Source organism: Bacillus sp. JJ1562, assembly GCF_036962705.1.
GTDB lineage: Bacteria > Bacillota > Bacilli > Bacillales > Bacillaceae_L > Ferdinandcohnia.
In genome coordinates, this window is record NZ_JBALOQ010000008.1 from 47,225 (window position 1) to 72,177 (window position 24,953).

26 protein-coding genes and 1 pseudogene are annotated in these 24,953 nt (G+C 37.8%); 18 read left to right on the plus strand and 9 right to left on the minus strand.

Going from position 1 to position 24,953, the window contains the following annotated elements; all coding sequences use genetic code 11:
* Positions 1-237: 237 nt before the first annotated feature.
* The 4 genes from V7097_RS05695 to V7097_RS05710 form a co-directional block, all read right to left on the minus strand.
* On the minus strand, positions 238-519 hold the full coding sequence (locus tag V7097_RS05695) for a hypothetical protein (protein ID WP_335702638.1): 282 nt from the start codon (positions 517-519) through the stop codon (positions 238-240).
* A gap of 131 nt (positions 520-650) precedes the next feature.
* Complete coding sequence (locus tag V7097_RS05700) at positions 651-1,118, minus strand: hypothetical protein (protein ID WP_335702639.1); 468 nt, start codon at positions 1,116-1,118, stop codon at positions 651-653.
* A gap of 344 nt (positions 1,119-1,462) precedes the next feature.
* A complete protein-coding gene (locus V7097_RS05705) occupies positions 1,463-1,639 on the minus strand; it encodes a hypothetical protein (protein ID WP_335702640.1) in 177 nt (58 codons plus the stop codon).
* 143 nt (positions 1,640-1,782) lie between these two features.
* On the minus strand, positions 1,783-2,133 hold the full coding sequence (locus tag V7097_RS05710; protein WP_335702641.1) for a hypothetical protein: 351 nt from the start codon (positions 2,131-2,133) through the stop codon (positions 1,783-1,785).
* 60 nt (positions 2,134-2,193) lie between these two features.
* Between V7097_RS05710 and V7097_RS05715 the strand changes: the two are divergent.
* Together V7097_RS05715 and V7097_RS05720 are read left to right on the plus strand one after the other, a co-directional pair.
* Positions 2,194-2,274, plus strand: a pseudogene (locus tag V7097_RS05715) (ribonuclease H-like YkuK family protein); the annotation flags it as partial.
* Between the two features lie 516 nt (positions 2,275-2,790).
* Complete coding sequence (locus V7097_RS05720) at positions 2,791-3,327, plus strand: ribonuclease H-like YkuK family protein (protein WP_335702642.1); 537 nt, start codon at positions 2,791-2,793, stop codon at positions 3,325-3,327.
* 99 nt (positions 3,328-3,426) lie between these two features.
* Here the strand turns inward: V7097_RS05720 and V7097_RS05725 are convergent, their stop codons facing one another.
* Genes V7097_RS05725 through V7097_RS05735 form a run of 3 tightly spaced genes read right to left on the minus strand, consistent with a single transcriptional unit; the run spans position 3,427 to position 7,179 of the window.
* On the minus strand, positions 3,427-4,530 hold the full coding sequence (locus tag V7097_RS05725) for a GerAB/ArcD/ProY family transporter (protein WP_335702643.1): 1,104 nt from the start codon (positions 4,528-4,530) through the stop codon (positions 3,427-3,429).
* Between the two features lie 20 nt (positions 4,531-4,550).
* Entirely contained in the window at positions 4,551-5,642 is a 1,092-nt protein-coding gene (locus V7097_RS05730; RefSeq protein WP_335702644.1) for a Ger(x)C family spore germination protein, read from the minus strand.
* A 28-nt stretch (positions 5,643-5,670) separates the two neighbouring features.
* On the minus strand, positions 5,671-7,179 hold the full coding sequence (locus tag V7097_RS05735; RefSeq protein ID WP_335702645.1) for a spore germination protein: 1,509 nt from the start codon (positions 7,177-7,179) through the stop codon (positions 5,671-5,673).
* Between the two features lie 198 nt (positions 7,180-7,377).
* Here V7097_RS05735 and V7097_RS05740 point away from each other — a divergent pair, with 198 nt between their 5' ends.
* The 5 genes from V7097_RS05740 to V7097_RS05760 all read left to right on the plus strand — a co-directional run bounded on the left by V7097_RS05740 (position 7,378) and on the right by V7097_RS05760 (position 14,726).
* Positions 7,378-8,166, plus strand: a complete 789-nt coding sequence (locus tag V7097_RS05740; RefSeq protein WP_335702646.1) for a hypothetical protein — start codon at positions 7,378-7,380, stop codon at positions 8,164-8,166.
* Between the two features lie 6 nt (positions 8,167-8,172).
* Positions 8,173-8,640 carry a hypothetical protein gene (locus tag V7097_RS05745; RefSeq protein WP_335702647.1) on the plus strand — a complete coding sequence of 156 codons (468 nt, stop codon included), beginning with the start codon at positions 8,173-8,175 and terminating at the stop codon, positions 8,638-8,640.
* A 319-nt stretch (positions 8,641-8,959) separates the two neighbouring features.
* Positions 8,960-10,330 carry a 23S rRNA (uracil(1939)-C(5))-methyltransferase RlmD gene (rlmD, locus tag V7097_RS05750; RefSeq protein ID WP_438824206.1) on the plus strand — a complete coding sequence of 457 codons (1,371 nt, stop codon included), beginning with the start codon at positions 8,960-8,962 and terminating at the stop codon, positions 10,328-10,330.
* Positions 10,331-10,676: 346 nt separating this feature from the next.
* On the plus strand, positions 10,677-11,645 hold the full coding sequence (locus V7097_RS05755; protein WP_335702649.1) for a cation diffusion facilitator family transporter: 969 nt from the start codon (positions 10,677-10,679) through the stop codon (positions 11,643-11,645).
* Between the two features lie 459 nt (positions 11,646-12,104).
* Positions 12,105-14,726, plus strand: coding sequence for an EAL domain-containing protein (locus tag V7097_RS05760; RefSeq protein WP_335702650.1), 2,622 nt, complete (start codon positions 12,105-12,107; stop codon positions 14,724-14,726).
* A gap of 149 nt (positions 14,727-14,875) precedes the next feature.
* On the opposite strand, the gene V7097_RS05765 is transcribed toward V7097_RS05760, so the two are convergent.
* Positions 14,876-15,169, minus strand: coding sequence for a hypothetical protein (locus V7097_RS05765; RefSeq protein WP_335702651.1), 294 nt, complete (start codon positions 15,167-15,169; stop codon positions 14,876-14,878).
* Between the two features lie 73 nt (positions 15,170-15,242).
* Positions 15,243-16,472 (minus strand): benzoate/H(+) symporter BenE family transporter, encoded by a 1,230-nt coding sequence (locus tag V7097_RS05770; protein WP_335702652.1) that lies wholly within the window; start codon positions 16,470-16,472, stop codon positions 15,243-15,245.
* A gap of 278 nt (positions 16,473-16,750) precedes the next feature.
* Here V7097_RS05770 and V7097_RS05775 point away from each other — a divergent pair, with 278 nt between their 5' ends.
* From V7097_RS05775 to V7097_RS05820, 11 genes are all read left to right on the plus strand, one after another.
* Positions 16,751-17,548 carry an enoyl-CoA hydratase/isomerase family protein gene (locus tag V7097_RS05775; RefSeq protein ID WP_335702653.1) on the plus strand — a complete coding sequence of 266 codons (798 nt, stop codon included), beginning with the start codon at positions 16,751-16,753 and terminating at the stop codon, positions 17,546-17,548.
* A gap of 107 nt (positions 17,549-17,655) precedes the next feature.
* On the plus strand, positions 17,656-18,105 hold the full coding sequence (locus V7097_RS05780; protein ID WP_335702654.1) for an acyl-CoA thioesterase: 450 nt from the start codon (positions 17,656-17,658) through the stop codon (positions 18,103-18,105).
* Positions 18,106-18,177: 72 nt separating this feature from the next.
* A complete protein-coding gene (locus V7097_RS05785; protein ID WP_335702655.1) occupies positions 18,178-19,050 on the plus strand; it encodes a PaaX family transcriptional regulator in 873 nt (290 codons plus the stop codon).
* Between the two features lie 260 nt (positions 19,051-19,310).
* Positions 19,311-20,273 carry an MBL fold metallo-hydrolase gene (locus V7097_RS05790; RefSeq protein WP_335702656.1) on the plus strand — a complete coding sequence of 321 codons (963 nt, stop codon included), beginning with the start codon at positions 19,311-19,313 and terminating at the stop codon, positions 20,271-20,273.
* Between the two features lie 717 nt (positions 20,274-20,990).
* The gene (locus V7097_RS05795; RefSeq protein ID WP_438824202.1) at positions 20,991-21,932 is read left to right on the plus strand and encodes a Phenylacetic acid catabolic protein; all 942 of its coding nucleotides are present in this window, start codon (positions 20,991-20,993) and stop codon (positions 21,930-21,932) included.
* A 3-nt stretch (positions 21,933-21,935) separates the two neighbouring features.
* Positions 21,936-22,268, plus strand: coding sequence for a metal-sulfur cluster assembly factor (locus tag V7097_RS05800; RefSeq protein WP_335702657.1), 333 nt, complete (start codon positions 21,936-21,938; stop codon positions 22,266-22,268).
* Entirely contained in the window at positions 22,265-22,489 is a 225-nt protein-coding gene (locus tag V7097_RS05805) for a hypothetical protein (protein WP_335702658.1), read from the plus strand. The genes V7097_RS05800 and V7097_RS05805 overlap by 4 nt, the downstream gene beginning before the upstream one ends.
* Positions 22,490-22,491: 2 nt before the next feature.
* Positions 22,492-23,124 (plus strand): Phenylacetic acid catabolic protein, encoded by a 633-nt coding sequence (locus V7097_RS05810; RefSeq protein ID WP_335702659.1) that lies wholly within the window; start codon positions 22,492-22,494, stop codon positions 23,122-23,124.
* Positions 23,114-23,281 (plus strand): PaaD-like zinc ribbon domain-containing protein, encoded by a 168-nt coding sequence (locus V7097_RS26005; RefSeq protein WP_438824203.1) that lies wholly within the window; start codon positions 23,114-23,116, stop codon positions 23,279-23,281. The genes V7097_RS05810 and V7097_RS26005 overlap by 11 nt, the downstream gene beginning before the upstream one ends.
* A complete protein-coding gene (locus V7097_RS05815) occupies positions 23,271-24,128 on the plus strand; it encodes a 3-hydroxyacyl-CoA dehydrogenase family protein (RefSeq protein WP_335702660.1) in 858 nt (285 codons plus the stop codon). The genes V7097_RS26005 and V7097_RS05815 overlap by 11 nt, the downstream gene beginning before the upstream one ends.
* Positions 24,118-24,867, plus strand: coding sequence for a 3-hydroxyacyl-CoA dehydrogenase family protein (locus tag V7097_RS05820; RefSeq protein WP_335702661.1), 750 nt, complete (start codon positions 24,118-24,120; stop codon positions 24,865-24,867). Before V7097_RS05815 ends, V7097_RS05820 begins: the two co-directional genes overlap by 11 nt.
* The last annotated feature ends 86 nt before the right edge of the window (positions 24,868-24,953 follow it).

The window sequence follows — 24,953 nt, forward strand, 5'->3', positions numbered from 1 at the left end:
AAGGATCAAACGAATCAAAATAGAAGACGGAATGTCCTTCATAAGCCCGATGAAGGACAATTCGATTCAAAATGGAAGCCGAAACATCCTTCATAAGCCTGACGTGATATGTATTACCTCATTTCAATAATTCCAAAACGTATGTATAAAAATAATTACAAGCATCTTCTTAGGATTCGAATGTTAGTAATTGTGATTTCATACCACGCTCACTGTAATATACTTCCCAAAATTAACTTAGCTTCTTATATACCTCATATAGTCTAATAATTGTTTTCCAAGTTCGCTATTAAAAGCCCACGTGTCAACAATAGTTCTTGGATATGATGGGATATGACTTTTGCTTTCAATCATTAGTACTATATCTTTATAGAAATTTTCAAGTTGACTTATCGTCCCAGCCTTACCCTGACCTAATTTGTGAGAATTAATTTCAAACTCTAGCTGCATTTTCACCTTTTCAGCTTCCTTAATAAAGTTTACGGTTTTATTAAGCTGTCTAGGTTCGTTATATACCATTGATCTACGCCTCCAATATATTGATTTCCCATTTGCTAACCTCCTTAATGACTTTTAAATTTTCTACTTGGAAGGATCATCGATGAAATTCTAAAAAATGCCTAACCTACAATTCAAGGGTTAGGAAACTTTTAAATTTTACTTAAATATTCTTGAATGATGTTGTTTGGAATTGTTTTTCGTGATTCAGGCTGGTCCGCCCACTTTAAAATAGGCTTTTTTATTTCAATCAATGCATCGATGTTTTCAAGTGTAACTTCCTTTTGGAATACAAATTGCTCGTGTTTTCTAAAGCCGTAATCATTTACATCATCGTAGTCCATGCTAAATAATAGTATGTGATTCTTTAATAAAGTAGAGGGATCAAACCCATTTGTTTCGTATTCCTTGCCTCTATAAATTACGTTAAGCTTTAACTCATAAACTAGTTCAATATCTTCAAGAGAAACCTCTTTAATAAAAATATCATCGTGTTTATTTCCTACTAAATCAATAAGTTCATGAAAGCCGTTTTCTTTGATTTCACTACGTATTCGAAGTGCTGAACCACGGATATTTACAGGGTAGATTTTGTTTTTGTATATTACGTATTGGCCCATAATGTATCTCCTTGGTATATCAAAAATAATTAACCACACGGAATCAGTTACGATAATAGGTTACATATTTGCTTTTCTAGCAAATTTTTGATGCTTAATAATCTCCTCATAAGCATCCTCTATGCTTAACTACTCTTTCTCAGCATCATCATTTGAGACTTCAATAGTTGTCATTTGGACAGCAATTTCACCCATATCATAAGTTAGATAAAAATTTGATCGACAGTAAGTCCAATCAAAGGGAGTGGATTGCTGGATCTAGGGGGATTATATATATGAGTAAAATAAGCATTTTTAATAGTTGGGAAGTTTTTAAGTTTGCTGGAAATAATCTCAAGTTCGGTTTAAGGTATTTCTGCCATCTGATTTGCTAGGAAATTCTGATTTTCTTCGAGAATTAATTCACCGAAAGAATAATGAAGAATTCTTCCGTCACGTAACGTTTCTAACTCTTTTTTGATGATCTTCTTACTGTTATCAAAGAAAGGATTCAGCACCCAGGGTTCATTAGGTTCAACCAACTGTAACAGCCGCCTGACAGCTCTTTGATTTAGAAATTAATAACAATGACGAAAAAACGTTGAATATTAACTTCAGCGTTTCTTGTATTAACTTTATTCCAAAGGAAAATTTCAAAGTTTGCTTTTAGTAAAAAATCAAAAAGTTAATCATCTGATTCCTGAAGCGCTTGCTTAGCTAAAGGCAACAGTTCATCCAGTTCAGACTTCGTAAATAATTCCTGGTTTTCTGGAACTTTTAAGAGTAGTTCTGGAGATTTTTGTACAAATGCCTTGTTTATTTCTGCCTCTTCCTCCACACCTGATGGCCATTGTCCTGTTTCTGCGTAAATCATTACTTCATGAGCGTCTTGATCTGATTTAAACGCTTTTCCCATATTTCGTTTAGAAATTGGATAAAAAACTGGCTCATTATATGGTCCTTGCGCCCAAGAAATTTTATATTCTCCATCTTTCTCTATAATTGCAAAGCCATTTCCACGATGTATTTTTTCCATTCTTTCTACCTCCATTGGTTTAAGTCTAATATATATCAGAAACTGCATGATTACCATATTATAGAAGTTGTCGGTGTGGAACTGAAAATAAAACCAAATGCATTCGTGGCCTCATGCTACGCAAACCGTTACACCAAATAAATCTGATGAGGTGGATAGCCCATCTTACACGGTAAAACGGAATATATTTGTATTTGCCCTTGTAAATGGAGTTGAATTTCCCAACACTTGAGTACACAGGGAGCACAAGCTCATTATTCATTTCAATATATTTCAGATTCAGAGAAGGCTCTCCGTTTTTACTATTAGAAGAAACAGTGCCAATCGCAACAATCTCTAAATCCATAAAGGCTTTGTAAAAATTATATCGATTCATCGGATTAGTTATGGCTTCTGACAGAATAGAATCAAATGGGTCAATGAATTGTTTTTTCATTTTTTGAACATACACGCTCCAATTTAGTTTTATGGTAATATTATACAATTTGATTAATGGTAAAAATAGGTAATAAAGTACTAGGACAAAGGGCGTGTATTCTAATCGTGGACATCCAATTTTTGTACCAAATCACCATTTAGCACACATTATTCAGATTCCGGTCATAAAATATATAAAAGCAGGTCAATAAAAGACCAGGAAAGTTGTGATATGAATTTATGAAAAATAATTCAAACAATCACTTCTTATTTAAAAATCTAATGGAAAAACGGATGTCATTTAAGCGGGTTTTTGAACTTATTTTAGAGTTCATGCGATCTGAGCCTAGTGGGAAATTTAGGCTCATCATTGGTACAGATTCTCAAGTACATCCAAGGCAAACAACCTTTATAACTGGTGTTGTAATACTTAATGAAGGAAAAGGTGTGTGGGCGTGTATTCGAAAAGTGGTTGTTCCGAGAAGAATGGAACATTTGCATGAGCGGATTTCCTATGAATTATCATTATCGGAGGAAATTGTTTCGTTATTTACCGAGGAAAAGAAAAATCAACTCATCAATATAGTACTTCCACATATATACGATGGAGCTTCATTTACAATGGAGGGACATATCGATATTGGGGCAGGGAAGAGGAACAAAACACGTGAATTTGTGAAGGAAATGGTAACACGAATGGAAGCTATCGGTGTGGAACCGAAAATAAAACCAAATGCATTCGTGGCCTCATGCTACGCAAACCGTTACACCAAGTAAAGCTGTATAGACAAACACGGGGGAAACTGAATCGGTGCCTGGCACCAGTGAATGAGCAATCTTGCACTCTCGATGGAAATCAGGCACCTAATTGGGAAATCAAGTATTCTTTTGCGTTTTAAAGAAATTCCGAACAAAGCTTATGAAAAAAATCAATGGGATGTAGCCGTATATAAATGCAGTGCCACTATACTTCAAAATTTTTCCCATTAACTGGGTGTAATACATATCGATTAGGAAGCTATTGGTATACAAATAAATAGCGATCAAAAAGAGTAGGATGTATGTCGGTTTTATTTTAGAAATTGTAAATTTAATGGCCCGGACAGCTGACCAAAGGTAAAGACAAATAACTGGCATAATCACTAAGAGCCAAGTAAAGATAAAAATAAACTCAAAGCGTTCCAAAAAAGAGAATTGAATGATCTTGATCATCGTTAAAGTTGGCCATGTTAAGTGCTGAATCTTTCCTTGGGTAAAGAACATGAAGGTTACGAGCGTAACAGCCACATAGAAGATTGTTGTATAAAATAAGGCAAAATGACCCCATTTGTTCGCCTTCTTCCCGTTCCTTATAAAAGGAAAATAAATAAGTGCTGTTTCAATTCCTAAGAATAACGGTACAGATTCTTTAGCAGAAATATAGTGCTCTTTTAACCCATATTTGAAAGGGGGTAAAAGGTTTGATACGTCGAAGAATTGTATTAAATAAAAAAAGGAAAGCAGTAAAAAACCAGGTATAACTACTCCCCAAAAGGCAACTCCAGTAATGACTCGAAATCCTCCTGAGACAAGATAAAAGATTAAGATACAAAGGATCAGAGCGTATTCCCAGCTGGCTATTCCATTGAATACCCAAACTTGGAGGGCGTCAATGTATGAATATAAAACAGATAAGCCAGCTATAGAAAAATAGCAAGCCAATAATAGATTCAGTGCTCCCCCGAAAAATTTTCCGAATATATCTTTGTGTATTGATAGAATATCACCCGAAGTAGATGATTTTATCACATATAACATCATGTAAAATATTATATTTGTACTCAAGCCCACTGCAAGTACAGATAACCAGGCATCATACCCAGCCCCTTGGACGATAGATGTTTGATATTTTAAAGCGGTTATTCCAGTTTGGGAACCATGAATTAAAAAGAACAAGAAAAAGGGAGAAACTAGTTTATTATCGCTCATTTTATGATTCATAATTGACCATCCTAGTCTAGCTAGCCTTGAAGGCCGGAGTGTATTATTTCTAAATTCACGTTAATATTTACTGGTATAGAAGGGTAAAGTTCATAAAAAGATTCTTCATTCCAGTCCTTATCCTGAGAACGAACAATGTTTCCAATCCCTAGGGGGTCGACCTCTTTTTCTTGAAAGGTTTTTATTAGGTCTTCTACATCCTTTTTTACGTCTTTCGCAATAATCTTCTTTAATGCTTTTAAATCTTCTGGGTTCTCTAAATTATATCGTTGAGGGCGATGTGTAATCGTCCATATGAGATTCATTGTAAGATTTAGTCGTTCCTCACTTTTTACCCAATCCCACTTATTTCTACTTCGAAAACCTTGAACGACAAGTGATTCCCTCCGATCTCCTTCCTGAAGGTCAATCTGAAAAAGAGCTTGTGTCCGGTAATCCTCGAGAACCGAAAATAGAAAGGTTTGTTCGACATTTAAATGGAGCATGAACTTATCATCTTTGAAAATTCCAACATTATTGATTTGGATTTTTCCGAATTTATCAATCGTGATCATCGGTACATAAGGATCCATTCCTTGTCCATAAAAATGATTTAAGAAGACGTGGAGATTCATGTATGGAATTAATTGTCCTCTCATATTGTGTATGATTTCTTCGGCTAATGTCAGTTCTCCTTGTTTTTTCAAAGCTTTAAGCGTTTCCTCTGCAGAGTGAGTAGAAGCGACAATTTGAATATTTGTTCCGATTTTAGGATTCGCAAGAACTCGATCTACGACATCACGAATTCCCGTTTCTGCATAACCTTTTCCTAAAACTAAGACTCTCGTTTTGGCTAATTCAACGGGAGTACTTGTATGGGTTGCTAGCCTAGGTGTTAATAAAGCAGCTACATCCGCTTCCTCTTGTAAATATTCAATTTTATTGCTAGCCTTACTTTTTGTATATTCTGGAATAAGGACGGTTCCGATCAAATCTCCCCTATCATTTAAATCAAATCCAAAGACATGAATAATGCTTAACCTATCGACAATTCTCGTTCTTGTACAGCCAATAAGGGTTACCAAACAAGTAAATAATAGAATAAAAACAATCGCATTTCTCCACTTGTCCATATATCAATCTCAGCCTTTTTTAAAATTTTCACTCTGAATTTAGCCCATCTTCAGGATCTTGATTTGCAGATGGATTATATCTAAAATAACTTAAAAGTCTATAAAATGAGGGGCGTTTTCCATTCCATTCATAGCTCGGTCTAAAAAATGAATGAATAACACCACCCTTGCGATAGGGATAAAGTGGTACCAAATAAGGAATTCCAAGTGATTTTAAACGCAATAAATGACCAATTAGAAATAAAACTCCAACGTAAATCCCTAATCCTCCCCAAATAGCTGCGAGAATGATAAAGGGATATCTCAACAACCGTACAGCATTTGACATTTTATAAATGGGTGTTGTAAATGAGGATAATGCTGCAAGCGCGACGATAATTAACAAAATATTACTAGTTAGAGCTGCCTGAACTGTTGCTTGTCCAATTACGATTCCCCCAACAATTCCAAGGGTTTGTCCAATTTTTGTTGGAAGACGTGCACCCGCTTCCCTGAGAAGGTCAATTGTTACTTCTAAAAATAATGCCTCTATAAACGGTGGGAAAGGAACATTGGCTCTTGAGAAGATAAGTGGGCCTAGTAAATCCTTCGGGATTACTTCAAAATGGAAGGTTAAAATCGCCACATAAAACGCAGTGGCAAAGATGGAAAACAACATGCCAAATATCCGAATTAATTTAAAAAAAGAAGCAATCACGCTAGGGAGATAAAAATCCTCGGGAGTTGAAAAAAATTCCATCAGTGTGACAGGCCCAATCACGGAATACGGGGATTTATCGCACATTAGGATAATTTTTCCTTTTGAAAGTGATGCAGATGCACGATCGATTCTTTCTGTCGAAATAAATAATGGGAATGGTGATCGAGAGTGATCAGAAATCATTTCTTCCAGTTCAGTACTATCAAATACCCCATCCACATCAAGATCTAATACCCGTTGTTTCGCTGTATTGATATACTGTGGATGTGTAACTCCATCCAGGTATGCAATCACGACAGATGTCTTTGATCTAGTTCCAATTGTCAATTGCTCAATAATTAGATCAGTGGTGGCCAAATAATCTCGTAATAAATGAAGATTCGTGTTAAGGTCTTCAATAAAACCAACCTTTGGACCAATGACACTAAATTCATTTTCTGTTTCATTTATTTCTCGCTGACCAAGCCTTGAATTTCCAATGTTCAGTAGGGCAATTTCATCCAAATTGTTTTTAAAATAAGCAGCGACTGCACCTGAGTGTAGCGCATTTTCTAAATCTCGAGCACTCTCCGTAAATTGAATGTTATCAATCGGAATAATGTTCTTTAAATCAGGAAGCTGCTGAACCTCTGTTAATTTCTCCTTCAATGCGACTAATACGGACTGTTGAAGGATATTCATATCAACCATCGTACTAAAATAGCTGATTTCAAGAAGTTCATTAGACTCAACAGGGGAAAAGGATGTAAAATCAGCTGACTTTTTTGACTGCTGAAAAACCTCAGGAATCGTTCGTTCCTTCGTTTCATAATGTGACTGCAAAATTTTTCGTTTCATACATCCACCCCCATCAACTGCTTAAAAATGGTCATCTTAGTATGAAACTACTCTTATGGAATTATGTACCTATTTTAAAAAAATGGCATATTTCGAAATTTGTTGAGTAAAAAGGTTAAGGAGTTAATTATTTTCATCACATTGGGGAAGATTACCATTAGAGTTTGAGTAAGTGGATGGGGGAAATCCTTATACATCATGAAAAATTATACGAATGATAATACGGCAAGACGTTACATTGCAAATGTTGGTTTGTTTGGGACCTCGATTATACACTTAAGGAACCCGTATATTGCGGGCTGGTGGTCAGCTGCTTTTCCGGGCTTCGGTCATTTGATGTTAGGTAAATATCATCGAGGATATTTCCTTGTTATTTGGGAAATTGTTGTAAACATCAATGCAAACATAAATCTTGCGATGATCCATTCGTTTCAAGGGAATATCGATCTAGCTAAATATGTATTGGATACAAGGTGGGTACTAATGTATATCCCTTTATATATATTTTGCATTTGGGATAGTTACCGGTCAGCAATTGATTTAAATAGAATGTATATATTAGCTGACCATGAAAATCATCGTTTTAACACTTTTATTATCGGCGATTTTGGTATGAACTACTTGGATAAAAGAAATCCAGCCTTGGCTATTGTATGGTCGCTATTTATGCCGGGGCTAGGGCACCTCTATAACCATAAGACGATTTCGTCCATCTTTATCATCATTTGTTGTATTGTATTTTTTTACTTTTCTCATGCACTAGAAGCTGTGTCTCTATTATTTTTAGGTAAAATAGACAAGGCAACAGCAGTTTTGGATCCAGAATGGTTTATGTTTTTACCATCTATATTCGGGTTTGCTATATACGACTCCTATATAAATTCAGTTGAAAATAACAAGCTATATGAACGAGTACAACGTAAATTTTTAAGGGAAAATTACCAGTCAAGCCAATTTCAAGTTCTTAAGGGACAAAAAGTGAAGTGATATTGAATGCAGTTGTTTGCAACATTTGATAGTAATGATTATCTTGAAATAGCAATCGCGGCGATGGAAAAAATGGGGATAAAGAGCGAAAATATTTTTGCGGTTCCCCTTGATAATCGAACAGATGACATCAGACTATTTGATACATTGCATCGTGCAGACGGAACCACCCTTATTGATCTTGGCGTGGCACTTGCAACGGCATTTTCCGTTATTGGAGCAGGCCTCGGATTTATACTAGCATGGGGACCGATTTATTGGGGGTTAATTGGTGCTGTCATTGGATTTATCGTAGGATTTGCGATTAGATTATTTATAGAACTGGTCTATAAAAAGAAAAAAAGATCACAAAAAGGAAAAAACGCTGAAATCATACTCATCATTGATTGTGAAGAATCACAAGCCGCACACGTGGAAAGTATTCTATGGGACCACCTTGCACTAGGGGTTGCAAAAGTAGGAATGAATCCATAACATTTACTCAATAACAAATAAACCTGTCCTTTGGAAAACAGGCTTATTTTCGCTGAAAGGATAATCCCAAGTGTAAAAAGGTGGGCGAAGCCTTTTTTCTATTTTAATAGGAATACAACAAGTCATTGATAAATTTGTAGAATGTTAATACTTTCTAGGGTTGTAGGAATTCCAAATTTGCAGTTTGTGCATTATACTTGGTTAGTATGTTGTAAAATAGGATAGAAATAGACAAGGAAATGTGATAACCGACACTTTAATATAGATAGGTAGTTTTAATGAGGAGGAACAGCAATTGGTAGTAACAAAACCAGAAACAATGATAGTTGAAATAAAAAGTTTAGATGAAAAGGGTTCAGGTAGGGCAACCGCATGGCGTGAGAATGAGCACGGTATTAAAAAGAAGCTTAAGCTTACGATTCCACAAACCCTAATCGGTGAGCAAGTTCGTGTGACTGTTGACCAACCGGACCGCAAGCGTTGGAGGGCACCAGCTGATGAAATCCTAACATCAAATGAACAAAGACTTGCTCCACCTTGTCCACATTTTGAGAAATGTGGTGGTTGTGTATGGCAGCACTGGGACTACAATGGTCAGCTTCAGTACAAAACGGACTATGTGAAACGACAAGTTGAATCACAAGGTTTCAATTCAGATCTTGTTCAAGAGACCATCGGAATGGACAAGCCTTGGCATTACCGTAATAAAATGGAATTTACATTCTCACCAGAAGGTTCACTTGGCTTACATGAACAAGGGAATTTCCGAAAAATTATTTCCCTTGAAACATGTCTGATCGCAGGTGAAAAGATGGTTGAAGGTGCAATGGAGGTAGCTCAGTGGGCGAAGGACTATCAGCTATCAGGTTATAACAAAGATAAGCATGAAGGACTACTTCGCCATCTCATGGTGAGACAATCGTTTGTTACTGGTGAAATCATGCTTGCCCTTTTTGCGACTGAAGCACCAGACGGTATTCTTCAAGAAGCAGCCGATGATTTAGTAAAACGCATCGAAGAAAAATTCCCAGAGGTAAAAAGCTTATTATGGCTGGAAAATACAGACTGGGCCGACCGCACACAGTCCGAAAAAACACATGTATTAGCGGGTCGCGATTTTATTTACGACGAAATGGATGGGTATCGTTTCCGCGTTTGGTTTGATACATTCTTCCAAACAAACCCAACCCAAGCTCAAAAATTAGTCGAACTTGCGATTGAAATGGGTGAGCCAAAGAAAACAGAAAAAATGATCGATCTTTTCTGTGGGGTTGGAACATTTTCTCTACCATTCGCAAGTCGCGTTGAAAAGCTTGCGGGAATTGAAATCGTTGAAAGCTCAATTGAATCTGCAAAGAGAAATGCAAGTGACAATGGTTTATCAAACACATATTTCTTAGCGAAGGACGCACGAAAAGGAATTGATGAGGTGCTCGAGAGCTTTGGAAGACCCGAGCTACTCTTACTTGACCCTCCGCGCTCAGGTGCTGGCGGCAAAGTGATGAGAAGAATTGGCCGTTCGCAACCAGAAAGAATCGTCTACGTTTCCTGTAATCCAGAAACTTTCGCAACCGATATTAAAGAACTCGAACCATTTGGATATACATTAAAAGTCGTGCAACCAGTGGACCTATTTCCACACACAGTACACGTTGAAGCTGTGGCACTGCTTGTGAGAGAAGATAAATAAATACTTTCTCCTAGTAGGTAAAATGTTACTTACTAGGGGAATTTTTTGAAACTGGTGCTGTTCACCCAGAAAAAATGAAGACACATACCTTCCATTTTACAGAAATTTCTAGGGCGTTTGAGTTCTTAAAAAACAACCAGGCAGAAGTATGTAAGATCGTATTGAAATTCTAGTTAAAACACTTGTAAAAGAAGACCATTTTAGGTCTTCTTTTTTGTGCTTAAGAGTGCAAAAGTTACGATAAATGTTTGGCACCTTTTTAGTTTGAACCGCATTCCCCCTAATAAATTATTAAAAAATAATAAATACTACAAGTATTACCATGAATCAACCATCGGAGGTTACTATGGCAAAAAAACAGGGGTTATTAAAGAATGGAAACAAATCGTCATTGATTGCTGCAATTGTAAACACGATTATTGCGATTATTAAAGGAGTTGCATATTTTTTCACGGGGAATGTCGCAATGTTTGCCGAAACAATGCATTCTTTAGGGGATGCAGCCAATCAATTTTTCGTTTTTATCGGAAGCGCATTAAGTAAAAAAATGCCGAATGAAAAATATCCGAACGGTTTTGGCCGACTTGTAAATTTAGTCCTACTCGGAGCTGTAATCATCGTGGGAATCATGAGTTACGAAGCAATCAAAGAAGGGTATCATCACATTAAAAATCCAACCGCATCAGCAGGTATTGCAATTAACCTATCTGTATTGGGAATAGCCGTGATATTGGAGGCATTCGTTCTTTATAAAGCGATGAAGGAAGTCCTTCGAGAAGCAGGTATAGATGCAAAGGGATTTTCGATTGTAGGTAAAAGCTTTGGAGGTCTGAAAAAAGCAACACCTGCAACAGAGCTTGTTTTCATGGAGGATTTTGTGGCAACTCTTGGGGGAATCATAGCTATAATTGGTATTTTACTGTCCTACTATGTAGGCTGGCATGCTGCAGAAGGAATTGCTTCAATTATTATTGGTCTGATGATGTTTTACGTTGTAGGTAGAGTGTTTTTGGATAATGCCAAAGGGGTACTCGGTGAAACGGATGAAGAATTAGAAAATAAAATTGCAGAGTTTATTTTTACAAATCCAGAAATAAAAGATATACACGCATTGTTTGCGATGAAAGAAGGGGAGGACTTCCACATCGAAATGAAGCTAGAAATTGACTCAAATATAACTGTAAAAGAAGCATTTAATATAAAAGATCGAATTGAAGAAAAGATCCAAGGAATAAAAGGGGTGACCGATGTCATCATTGAATTCGTGGAGGATGACGGAGTGATGACATGGACGCAAGGACTTGCCACTCAGTAAGAGTGATATTGTGCTTGTCATCAAAGGGCTTAAGCCCCCGGCGACAGGTACATTTTTGGTGAAATGGTTTATAAAATGGCACCCTTTTGTTAAAAGCTTGCCCACCAATAAGCATTTTCCTCAAATGGCTAGAAAGGTAGAGAAAAGTGGTCGAATTTCGAGTTGAAATGGAATGGGGAATATGAAAACTATAAAATGGCGTCCATTATCAACTAATCGTATAGAATCTGGTTCTTTATGGACATTGAAAAACTTCAACAATTTGAAAGTCAGGGCCTGCTTACAAGAGCAGTAAACAAATAATCGTAAGGGCAATTACCATAAGGGTAAGTTGCCCTTTTTCAGTACAATTGATAAACAAATATTGCAAAAAATTTGTTGAATTTATGATACTATTAACATAACCATAGTGAAAAATGTCGTTTTACATATAGATTAAGAAAAACTAGAGGAGACTTTATGATAGGATTTACGCAATTAAAAGGCAAACTAAATAGCGACATAATCCTATTAGTAGTACTGATGGGACTAGTGCTGTTAGCCTCTCATTTCAAATTATCACTTTTGTATGGAATTACATTCACTTTTGCGAGTATTTTTCTATTTTTAATACTTCGCATATTTGGCTACACCGCTGCGATTGTAACTGGGATTATCTCAATCTTCTTTGCTAGCATTTTTTCAAATAGTCCATATTATACAATCATTAGCTTAGCGGAAATCATTTTTGTGGGTGCGTTTTTCTTGCGAGGTAGAAAAGCAAAAATGTTTTTTGTCGATGTGTTTTTCTGGATTTTGATTGGAATCCTGCTATTATATTTTATCGGTCGGGAATCTTTGTCTGGCAGTGCACTTTATTTTTTAATTTGTAAGGATATTGCGAACGGACTTTTCAATGTTTTAGTTGCTGACGTGTTATTGGCATATTTTCCATTTTATAAATTGGTTAAAAACAAAGGAATCAATAAAAATAATGTGTCGATACATCAGTTTTTATCCCAGATTACCATTTTTACTATACTTGTCCCATTTTTTATTAGTGTTATTACAAATGGATTAAACACTTTTGATTTAATTAAGAAAGATTTAGGTGTTGTAGGCGAAACGAGAGTTAATCGAATTGAAAATGAATTTCTCAGATTGGAAAAAGACATTGGCAATATCGATGTGAAACAAATTGAGGATATCATTTGGCGAAATAAGAATAAAGAGAGCGATATCATTATATTTGATAATAAGGATCGTGTCATTGCATCGACAGCTATGATGGATTTTGAACCTAATAGGTATGAGATCCGGGAGATATCACCAAGGCTTTACGAGGCATTGTCAGTTGCTAGCAATGATGTACAGCCGATTACAAGATGGATGGATGCATTTTATTTTTATACGAGAGATACCGATTCATTTCGAATCATGCTCCAGTTTCCTGTTGCTCAATATCAACAACAGATCTTTAATACTTCGATTGATCAGCTTAAATACTTACTGATTCTTGCAGTGTCAGCAATCATATTTGTTATGGTCATTAGCCGAATCCTTACGAGCAATGTGAGGCAACTTACATCAATTACGACTGGTTTACCACAAAAGCTTCGTAACATGGAAAATATCGAATGGCCGCAAAGCACGATTTCTGAGCTTCGCATTCTAAGTAAAAACCTTAAGAAGATGGCTGATAAGCTGAAGGAGCTTTTCAATGAAAGTATCGAAATGAACCTGATTCTAAAAGAGCAAACTGTGAAACTGAAGGAATCTGAGGACAAGCTTCAAAAGCTTGCCTTTTATGATAGCTTGACTTATCTGCCTAATCGTTATTATTTCCAAAATTACGTTCGAGAACTAATCCGTAATAACCTCGATCAGGAGATTGCGATTATCTTCATAGACCTTAATCAATTCAAGCAAATCAATGATACATTAGGGCACGAAGCAGGGGATACCCTTCTTAAAGCAACCGCGAACAAGCTGAAGAAGCTACAGGCGAATAACAGACAGGTATTCCGACTTGGAGGGGATGAATTTGTTGTCGTACACTCTGTTGAAAATAGAGACGAGGTAACTAAAACCCTAGATATGATTGTCAACGAATTTTCAACTTATTTTACAATAGCCGGCCAAGATCATTACATTACCGCAAGCATCGGAGTGAGTATGTATCCTGAGGATGGAGAAGACCTAGACACATTAGTAAAATATGCAGACATCGCGATGTATATTTCGAAGGAAAAGGGCGGGAACACCGTTCAGTTTTTCGACGAATCGATGAAAAATAAATTCCAGGAGCGTCTAATTATTGAAAATTCCTTGCGCACTGCAGTCGATAAGGAAGGGTTTGAACAGTTTTATCAGCCTAAAACATTTGCAGGTAAAATAACAGGTATTGAAGCCTTACTTCGTTGGAATGACCCTGTTTTAGGTACAGTTTCCCCAGGGGTGTTTATTGAAGTGGCTGAGGAAATCGGTCTCATTTCACAAATTGACGAATGGTCCCTTGTTCAGGCATGTAGGCAAAATAAACAATGGCAAGATAACAATCTTTTACACGTTCCGATTTCAGTAAATCTATCAGCAAAGCATTTCCAACAAGATTATCTTGTTTCCATGGTGAAAAAAGCTTTGGAGACTTCCGGGTTAAAGCCAAAATATCTAAAACTCGAAATTACAGAAAGTGTATTTATTTCAGACCAACAGCAAGTGGCTAATCGAATTCATAAGCTAAAAGAGTTAGGTGTTCAAATCTCCATTGATGATTTTGGTAAAGGATATTCCTCCCTGTACCAATTATTAAAGCTTCCAATTGATGAAATTAAAATTGACAGAAAGTTTATCCGTAATATCGATAAAAGTGATAAAAAAGCCATCTTGGTCAAATCCATTTTTGATATTGCACACGGGCTTAAGCTGAACGTTGTCGCAGAGGGAGTAGAAACTTGGGAAGAATGTGGAATGCTTGTGGATATGGGCTGTGATGAAATCCAAGGCTATTTGTTCAGTAAACCGATTAGCAAAGACAACATGGTTGAATTTATTCATAATAAAAAGTCAAAGCCATTTGAATCAGCAGTTGAAGAGGATTAGACATGGGGAGAAGGAGGTTCCGTGATGGAACCTCCTTTTCCAATGTAGTTCCAGGCACCATCGGCTCGGATCGCTTCGGAAGGTAAATTGCACCTTCTGTCAGGCTTGACTTATGCATGTCGACGATTAGCGGGCGCCTTTCGCTTTTCTCATAATGTAATATTTACATCTCCATCTTCACTAATTTCAACGGTTGTATAGCTCTCAAATGTCGACATTTCGGTGATGTCGTGCTTTTCCTCACTTGCGAAACTCTCCATATATCTTTGATACGTGTCTGGATCTTTGACAATGTGATAATAATAGGTCATTTTTCCATTGTTATCGTCATGTGTCCTTAAGAAAAATCTGTCTTGAAACTCATTTTTAAACCATTCTCTCGCTTCCATATGATTCGAAAAATCTGGCATGTTGTCATAAATAGATGTTATATCAATATTCATGTTGATTCACCCCTCAAGAGATTCTCAGTTGCGATTAGTATGTCCATCTATTTACAACACATCCATCGAGAAGTTATGCCCCCGTTTTCAGATTTTTTTCAATTTTGATCTTCATACCAAAATCATTTCGTTCGATTATAAGGGAAACAAGGATACTTCCAATAATTGCCCATAAAGGCGCACCGATATTAAAGAAATTCACACCTGACATGCCAATGATGAACGCGAAAAAGGCACCCATTTGGAATTTTGTATCAGAAAAAGCAATCTTCAAGGAACTTAACAGAACCCCTATCATTGCTAAACCGGCAATCGTGCTCACTATCACAGCGGGCATCGCAATAACAATTGGAACCACAAACGCTGCAAACACACCAAAGCTTGCAAATAACACACCATTTGCAGCAGAAGCAGCATACCGCCCTTCTTTTTTACCTGACTCATCAGAGGCACAAATAGCTGTCATTGGACCCGCAGTATTAATTGCATGAGCCCCGAAAAACGAAGCGAAAAATCCCAAAATAGCTCCAAAAACGGCCATTGCACTACTTGGTGGCTTATATCCCTTCCCCATTAAGATTCCGGTCGTTTGTGCATTTTCCGTACAAATAATTAAAATGGCAAGAGGTATAGAAAGAGAGATAATCGCATTAATACTGAAAGTGGGCATTTCTAGTTGAGGTAGCACAAACGAACTTTGGACATTTGAAAAATTAAATTCATTCATGACAGCAGCGAGGAGAACAGAAACAACTAAAGCTGATAAAACAGGTGGTATTTTTTTAATATATCGTGAGGAAAACAAATAGACTAAGATGGACGAGCCTGCTAATAAGGGTGAAATCTCAACAGCTGTAATCATCTCAATCGCAAAACGCATCATGACACCAACAATCATCCCCATAACGATGGGAACAGGTATCCAATTCATCACTTTATCAATTAACCCGGTTGCCCCAAGGATAAGGACAAGTAGATTGGCGACAAGATATGCACCAATTGCTTCCGGTAATGAAAAATGAGACAACGCACCCGCAACCAACACGGCCCCAGCGATGGAATAAGCCCCAGCAATGGGTTGCTTATATTTCAAGGATAAAAAGAGTCCCAATAATCCCCCAAAGAAATACACGGCAAATAACCAGCTGATTGTTTGCTCATGGGTTAACCCACCGCTTGATGCACCGCCGATAATAATAAGTGCAGGACCTGTGCATCCGAATATTGCAGCTACAACACCGGAGCTAATTGTATTGATATTGAGATTTTCATATAGATCCTTAAAACCCCCATTACCTTTCATTGGAACCTCCTTAATTATTCAAAATTCCATGTTTTTAATAGAGCATATGTATTTACCTCCATAATAACACAGACTTTAATTTAAAATTACGTGTTTTTTACGAACGTCTAAAAAACCTCCAAAAATATAGAAAGAAAGAGCATTTAAGAGAAAGAGTGTAATTTTCCCTAAAAAATGAAGAAAACGAAGATTTGATAATTAAAAAAAGATTCATTATATTTGTAATTAATTACGAAAGTTTAAAAAACGTAATACATAATTCTGGGAGGTAATGAAGAATGACGACTACAGTAAATGAAACTAAAATGTTAACAGTAAAGAAAGCTAATGGGATCGCTGAGATTCACATCCATGTAAACAAAACAAATTCTTATGACCTTGACTATTACAAAGAATTAAATGCTGCGATTGATGACATTCGTTTTGACAATGACATTAAAGTAGCTGTACTAATGAGTGATATGCCAAAGTTCTTCTCAGCAGGAGCGAATATCAATTTCTTAAAGTCTGCTGAGCCGCGCTTTAAAACTCAATTTTGCTTATTCTGTAACGAAACATTAGATAAAATTGCACGCTCTCCACAAATTTGGATCGCTTGCTTAGAGGGGCACACAGTTGGTGGTGGTTTAGAAATGGCTCTAGCTTGTGATTTACGATTTATGGGAGACCAAGCTGGAAAGATTGGACTTCCAGAGGTTTCTCTAGGCGTACTAGCTGGAACTGGCGGAACACAACGTCTTGCCCGACAAGTTGGACATTCTAAAGCACTTGATTTGAATATCACTGGCGAAACATTAACTCCACAAGAAGCATTAGATATTAATTTAGTAGATCGTCTATATCCACAGGAAGAAACAAGAGCAAAAACGTTAGAATATGCACAAAAGATCGCAAACAGCGCAACTTATGCTACTTCAAACATTAAGCTTTCAATCATGAATGGAAAAGAAATGCCACTAAACGTAGCAATCCGATACGAAGGTGAGCTTCAAAACCTATTATTCCGTTCACAGGATGCTCAGGAAGGCTTAAGCTCGTTCATCGAAAAGCGTGAAGCTAACTGGAGTGGTCAGTAAAGTAAACTAAATCAAAGGCGATATCGGAATTTCCGGTATCGCTATTTTAAAATAGCCAAGGCTCGGCGATCTATCCCGAGCCTTATTCAACAATAGGAGGATATCGTGTGAGATCAAATGAATTTCAAGTCATCGTTAACTGGGGAGATACCGACAAAGCGGGGATCGTGTACTACCCAAATTATTTCAAATGGTTTGATATCGCGGGGCACCAATTTTTTAGAAGCTGCAGTTTATCGCCAAACACATTAGAAGAAGAAAGGCAAATCATCCTACCAATGCTTGATGCAAGATGTAGCTTTGAAAAGACATTGCTATACGATGACATTATAACGATTCGAACAGAGGTTGAAGAAATTAAAACAAAAACAATCAAACTACGTCATGAGGTATATAGGGGAGAAACAAGAACGGGACATGGGTATGAGATACGTGGTTGGGTAAAACAAACGCCAACAGAAATTAAAGCGATTCCAATACCAGAGGACGTTCGCACCATTTTACAAGAAGACCTCCACACGAATGAATCAGGAGAAAGACCACTTTTTAATGCATAATTTCCAGAATCCTCTATAATAAAAATTAACAATATCGAAATTTAACAAAAATTAGTAAGCGTGGTGACTTCTATGAAACCAAGATCCTTAATGTTTACATTATATGGTGAGTATATTAAATATTATGGAGGAGAAATTTGGGTAGGTAGTTTAATTGAATTAATGAAGCAGTTTGGGGTTTCCGAATCGTCTGTAAGGGGCGCGATATTTCGGATGGTCCAAAATAACTTATTGGAAGTGCGAAAAGTAGGGAAGAAGAGCTATTATTCCGCAACTGCCCAAGGTCGTGTTGACGAAGGGGTAAGTAGGGTATACGCCACTCAAAATCACATTTGGGACCAGAAGTGGAGAATACTTACATATTCGTTTCCGGAAGAAAAGCGCGAGATTCGTAATAAAATCCGGAAAGAACTGATTTGGACAGGATTTGGTAATCTCACAAATAGCACATTGGTGACCCCCAATCCCGTTGAGGAGCAAGTAAAAGAAATGATCAAGGTGAACGGAATTGAAGAATATGCGTTTTTGTTCACATCGTCTTCAATTGTAACCCATGATAATCAAAGTATTATCGATATCGGCTGGGATTTAAATATGGTGAGGGATGAATATCAAACATTCATTGAAAAGTTCACGCCAAAATTTGAAGAACTACGTGAAAAAGCGTTAAATAACACATTGAAGGATGAGGAATGTTTTATTGAGCGAACAGCACTGGTTCATGAGTACAGGAAATTCCTTTACCAGGACCCAGGTTTTCCGAGGGATTTGCTGCCGGAGGGATGGATTGGCATTAAAGCTCGAGAACTATTCTGGAATATTCATCAGCTTTTATCAATCCCATCGATCCGGTACTTCGAGTCCGTTTTTGAGGGAGCACCAGATCGCGAAATTCAAATCGAGCGCGATAAAGCACTCAATCCATTTGGTGAGATCTACATCTAACTTTATTCAGTAAAGTACTCTACTTTGGTGGTAGGGGAGATGCAAAATGAGTATCAATTCAGTTGGTGGGTTAAACTCTGACTGAACAAAGTTAAGCCTCCGGCGGATGCCACGATTTTTCAAAGGAAATTTTTCGAACACAAGAAGATCAAAGACTAAGAACGCCATTTCCTGATGTCTTCGTCTTTGTGACCCACTTCGTGTGGGCCTAAAAAAATCGGGCGCAAATACGCCAAGGCACATTTGATTAGAGGTGAGCCATGAATATTGAAAAAATTGAATTTGGTGGCTATCGGATTGGAATCCCAGTTCCATTTCCGATGAAGTATGTCTATTGTTATCTTTTTAAACAGAACGATGGTTATGTCATGATAGATGTAGGATTAAACTATCCAGCAGCAAGAGAAGCTTGGCAGGAGGTTTTTGACCATCTGGAAATCACACCTCGCGATATTCATACAATCTATCTTACGCATTTCCACCCAGATCACTCTGGGCTTTCGGGTTGGATGCAAAAGCATACAGGTGCTGACTTATATATGAATGAAGTAGATGCAGCAATGATTGAGCGTGTTTGGGGAGAAGGTAGCGTACAGGTTGCGAGAATGAAAGAAATGGTGTTGCAGCATGGAGTTCCAGAAGATTTAGCGGATGGAATCTCGGAGCATATGGAAAAGCTCGGTCAAAATGTGCTCCCACTACCTGTTGCAAAACCAATCGGAGACAGAATTGAGTTTGGTGGTGCACAATGGTCTGTTATCAACACGCCTGGACATAGTGCAGGGCATGTATGCTTTTTTCAAGAAGAAGAGGGCATCTTAATTGGCGGCGATCACATTCTTGAAAAAATCACACCGAATATTAGTGTTTGGCCAGGAGCCAGCCAGCACCCCTTACATGAATATATTAACTCACTATGTAAAGTTAAAAAATATCCGATTAAAAAGATATACTCTGCCCATCATTCACCGGTTCTTAATGTTAGCGAACGAATAGATGAGCTAATCCAGCACCATGACGAGCGGCTTTCATATATTGAAAGCTTGGCAGAGTATAAGACAACGTATGAAATTGCAAAGATATTGTTTTCCCATAGAGAGCTCAATCCACATCAATGGCGCTTCGCAATCGCAGAAACAATTGCTCACTTAAACTATTTAGAACGAGAGGGACGAGTTACCAAACATGGCCAAAATCTGTTCGTTTATGTAAATGGTCGTTGACTTAAATCTAGCAAAGTATAAAAAAGATAACCCCAAGATTGTTATTAAAATAGCAATCTTGGGGTTTTTGTTTGGCTAGAATTATTCGATGAAGAGGAAACTGGAGATGGATCTTGTACGAAATTCCCTTCATAGCGTTGCTGAAGGGGAAAATGGAGGGGAATCCCGCACCAAATCCTCTTCATAGCGTTGATGAAGAGGAAAACGGGGAGGAACCTAGTTCAAAATCCTCTTCATTGGGTTGATGAAGAGGAAAACGGGGAGGAATCTCGCTCCAACTCCTCTTCATAGCCTGGATGAAGAGGAAACCGGTGAGGAATCCCGGACCAACTCCTCTTCATAGCTTTGATGAAAAGGAAAACAGTGAGGAAATCCGTGAGAAATCCCCTTCATAACCCTGATGAAGCCCCGAATGAAGGTGAATCGTAAGCGGAAAGTCCTTCATCGCCCCGATGAAGCCCCGAATGAACCGAACTCACACGCGAAAAGTTCTTCATAACCCCGATGAAGTTCAAAACGAACCGAAACTACAAGAGGAAAGTCCCTCACACCTAAATAAATCCGGTATTTCTTCCCGTCTCTGCAATAACATATATTACGATTTAAAATTTAACGTCAAAAAAACAACATAAACATATTGACAAACAATTTATAATATTCTATATTACATATTATAAACGATAGTTAAAAAAACGTAATACAAAGAGGTGTTCATTGATGAGTATAAAGGAAGCTGAGGTATTACTGGAAAAGGTTCAAAGTGGATTTATAGTTGAGCGCATGGAGGATATGAATGACGAATATTTGAAAGCGCTAAAACAAACACTTGCGATTGTTGGAGATACAGAACTTCTTAGCGTACCACCACTATTAACAGTCTACGATCAGGCCCCAAACTTAAACTATAAAATTACCGCTCTAGCAGTTATGCAGGATGAAATCGGTCATGCTCATATCGCATACCGACTACTGGAAGACCTTGGTGAAGATGTAGATGAGATGCTCTATCATCGACCGGCGAACAGATGGAAAAACCCATATGCATTTGATTTTAAGTTAGACAACTGGGTTGAATTAGGAGTCTTTAACGGATTGTTTGACCGTTCTGGATATACGCTTTTAGGGGATGCGTATGAGCATACTTCCTATGGTCCTTGGAAACGTGCGCTTGTAAAGGTTGATAAGGAGGAATTGTTCCACCTCCGCAATGGTGAAATCATAATGAGAAATGCGATGAAGAAGCCAGAAACGGCAAAGCAAGTTCAGGACGCAGTTGATTGGATGTTCTTAATGGCTCTTGAATTCTTCGGTGTTGCAGATAATCTAAAGAGCCGTTCGGCACAATTGGATTATCGACTAAAGGGCCGAAGCAATGATGAATTAAGACAAAAATGGTTATCAACAGCTGTTCCGTTCTGTGAATCGATTGGAATTAAGGTCCCAGCCCATTACGATGAAAGCCAAGATAAATATGTGATAGATGTTCCATTCCCTTGTAAATTTGATGCTGAAAATAAAAAGTGGTTAACAGACCAACCGGACACATGGGAAGGGGCAATCGAACGCTTTAAGCAAAGAGGGCCTCAAAATAAGGAGTTTGTTTCTCGAATCCAAAAGGGAGTTTGGGAGCTAGAACAAATGAGAGCAGAGGAGGCATAAAGCATGAGTGGAATTATCCAAAAAGAACAAGCAACCACTAAGTATTGGGATGCATTAAAGGAAGTGATGGATCCAGAATTCCCAATCAGTGTTGTAGATATGGGGTTAATTTATAACATATCCCAGAATGGAAACGATTTAGAGGTTGAAATGACCTATACCTCTACCGGATGTGCTTGTATGCAGTGGATTGAAAACGATATTAAAGAACGTTTGTTAAAGGAAGAAGAGGTTGAAGAAGTAAAGATCCAAGTTGTTTGGGATCCACCTTGGACGACAGCAAATTTAAGTGAAGAAGGAAAGCATAAATTAAAGCACTGGGGGGTAAGTTCATGACAGTAGAAGAAGCAATAAAACATGATTACCTTCTTCTCACTCGAATCAATCGCGGAGATGAACTTATTCATGTAGGCACATTTAAGGCAGTTAATGATGAATTAGCAAAAATTTATGCACAGCATATTTACGATGAAGAAGATTGGGTTGAAATGTACGTGGTGAAAAAAGAAGACCTTGTTTGCGTTCGAAGCCCAGAACCATTATTTGCAAAGGAGTGAGAATGTTGACTAAGGAACATATTTCGTTAATTGAATTAGGCGAAACGATTGCAGATAATAAATTTATTTTAGGTGACCGATTAGTTGAAATTGGTATCAGCGGACCTACATTGGAAGGAACACTGTCATCAATTGCCATGGCTCAGCAAGAACTAGGTCATTCAAGACTTCTTTATCGCTGGGTATCCGACTTATCTGGTGTTAAGTCAGAAGTTAAGGACCAAACAGGAAAGGCGTTCCAACAAAATGTGGAAATTGGGAATTGGATTGAACTCATTGCTGGGCTTTACGTTACAAATGTTGCGGTTGATTTAGTGATGAAGGCAATGATTGAAGCAAATAATCCAAATGTAAACCCGCCTTTTACAAAAATGCTGAAGGAGCAGCAGGAGCATCTAATCTATTCTCAGAGCTGGTGTGAACAGCTTTTACTTGATAAAGGTTCCATTCCGAGAAGATGTAGAGGTGCAATTGCAAAAACTGCCCAAGAAGCAAAGGAATGGTTAATCAAAGTAGAAAATGATATGTATTTCGTCACTGAAAACATCATTCCAAAGGATGCTAGATTAGTAGAGCAATTTGATGCAACCATTCAAGAAGTCACAAAGGAAGTGACGAAGCAAAATGTCGTCTAACAAAGAAAACGTTCAATGTTCATTTTGCTCATCAAATGATGTAAAGAAGATTTCATCCTTTGGTACAGCTCAATTAGTTCGCCAATACTACTGCAATGAATGTAAGAGCGTATTCGAATACATTCGTTGGCAAAAGGAAGAAGCCCATGGAAATTAAAAAAACTGGTGTTATTGGTTCTGGAACCATGGGTGCAGGGATCGCTCAGTTACTCGTTCAAAATGGATACCCAGTCGTGCTCTTTGATATTGATGAAGTAACGGTAACTCGTGCTAAAGAATCAATAGAGTCAAAGCTTGATAGATTAGTTGTAAAAGAAAAAATTAGCATTGCCACCTCAGAACAAGCGAAAAGGAACTTGGCTACTACAACGGATATGAACTCATTTGCCGATTGCCAATTGGTTATTGAGGCAGCGCCTGAAAAGGTGGAAATAAAACGGTCCATCTTTTCGAAACTAGAAGAAATCTGTGCGAAAGATTCGATTTTGGCGTCGAATACTTCCTCACTTTCGATTACAGAAATCTCTGGGCAAAGCGCAAATCCAGAACGAATCGCCGGCTTACACTTTTTTAACCCGGCACCAATTATGCCACTTGTAGAAGTGGTTAAGGGATTAAAAACAGCTTCCTCAACTGTTGAAACCCTTGTCCATTTTGCAAAAACAATCAATAAGAGCCCTGTGGTGTGTAAGGATACTCCAGGCTTTATTGTGAACCGAGTGGCACGACCATTTTATAATGAAGCTTTACGAATTATGAATGATAAAATCGCCTCGGCTGAGCAAATTGATCGAATTATGAAACGCGCAGGAAATTATAAAATGGGTCCTTTTGAATTACAGGATTTAATTGGGATTGATATCAATTTTGCAACAACCAAATCGGTATATGAAGGATTTCACGGAGAAAGTAGATTCCGTCCTCATTATTACCAGGAACGTATGGTTCAATCAGGTAGCTTAGGAAGAAAAACGAAGGGAGGGTTCTACGAATATGACATTTAAAACTGTCGTTATTGTAGGAGATAATTTACTCGCAAAAGAACTCTCCCGTTCCTTTCAAGAAAATGCAGAAGTTCATTTGGTTGATTCTAGGCTAATGAATGAGCAAGTCGATGTTGTAATTGAAACGACCAACCTTGATAAGGAAGAAAAGAAACGTAGAATCGGAGAAATTGAGGCAAGTGTATCACCAACTACTTTGATTTTATCAACTACTCTTGGTGTGACGGCGACTGAGGTTGCTTCATGGTTGACCTACCCTGAAAGAGTAGTGGGGTTTGGGACCTTTGCCAATTTTAAAGAAGGTAGCTTAATCGAAGTGGCGTTGCCATTACAGGCAGATCCAAGTTATGTGCAAACAGCCGCAGGCATTTTTTCATTGATTGATCAAGACATAGAACTTGTGGAGGATGAAGTTGGCTTTGTATTTCCAAGGATTTTATCAATGATTGTCAATGAGGCGGCCTACGCATTAACAGAGCAAACTGCAGAGGCGAAAAGCATTGATATTGCCATGAAAAAAGGCACCAATTATCCAATGGGACCGCTTGAGTGGGCGGAGAAAATTGGGCTTGACGACATATATGCGGTCTTAAGTGGACTATATCGTGAATTAGGGGAAGAACGTTATCGACCAGCCCCACTTATTCGAAAGCTCGTGTATGCAGGATGGATTGGTGGAGATACCGATAAATGCTTCTACCATTATCAAAACCGGTCAAATAAGGAACTTTTAATCTGAGAGAGACTGTCAGAATAGATGCTACTCAGACGCTGATTGGTCAAGGAATCGCAGCGATTATCGAGAAAATGTAGGGAGTGAAACAA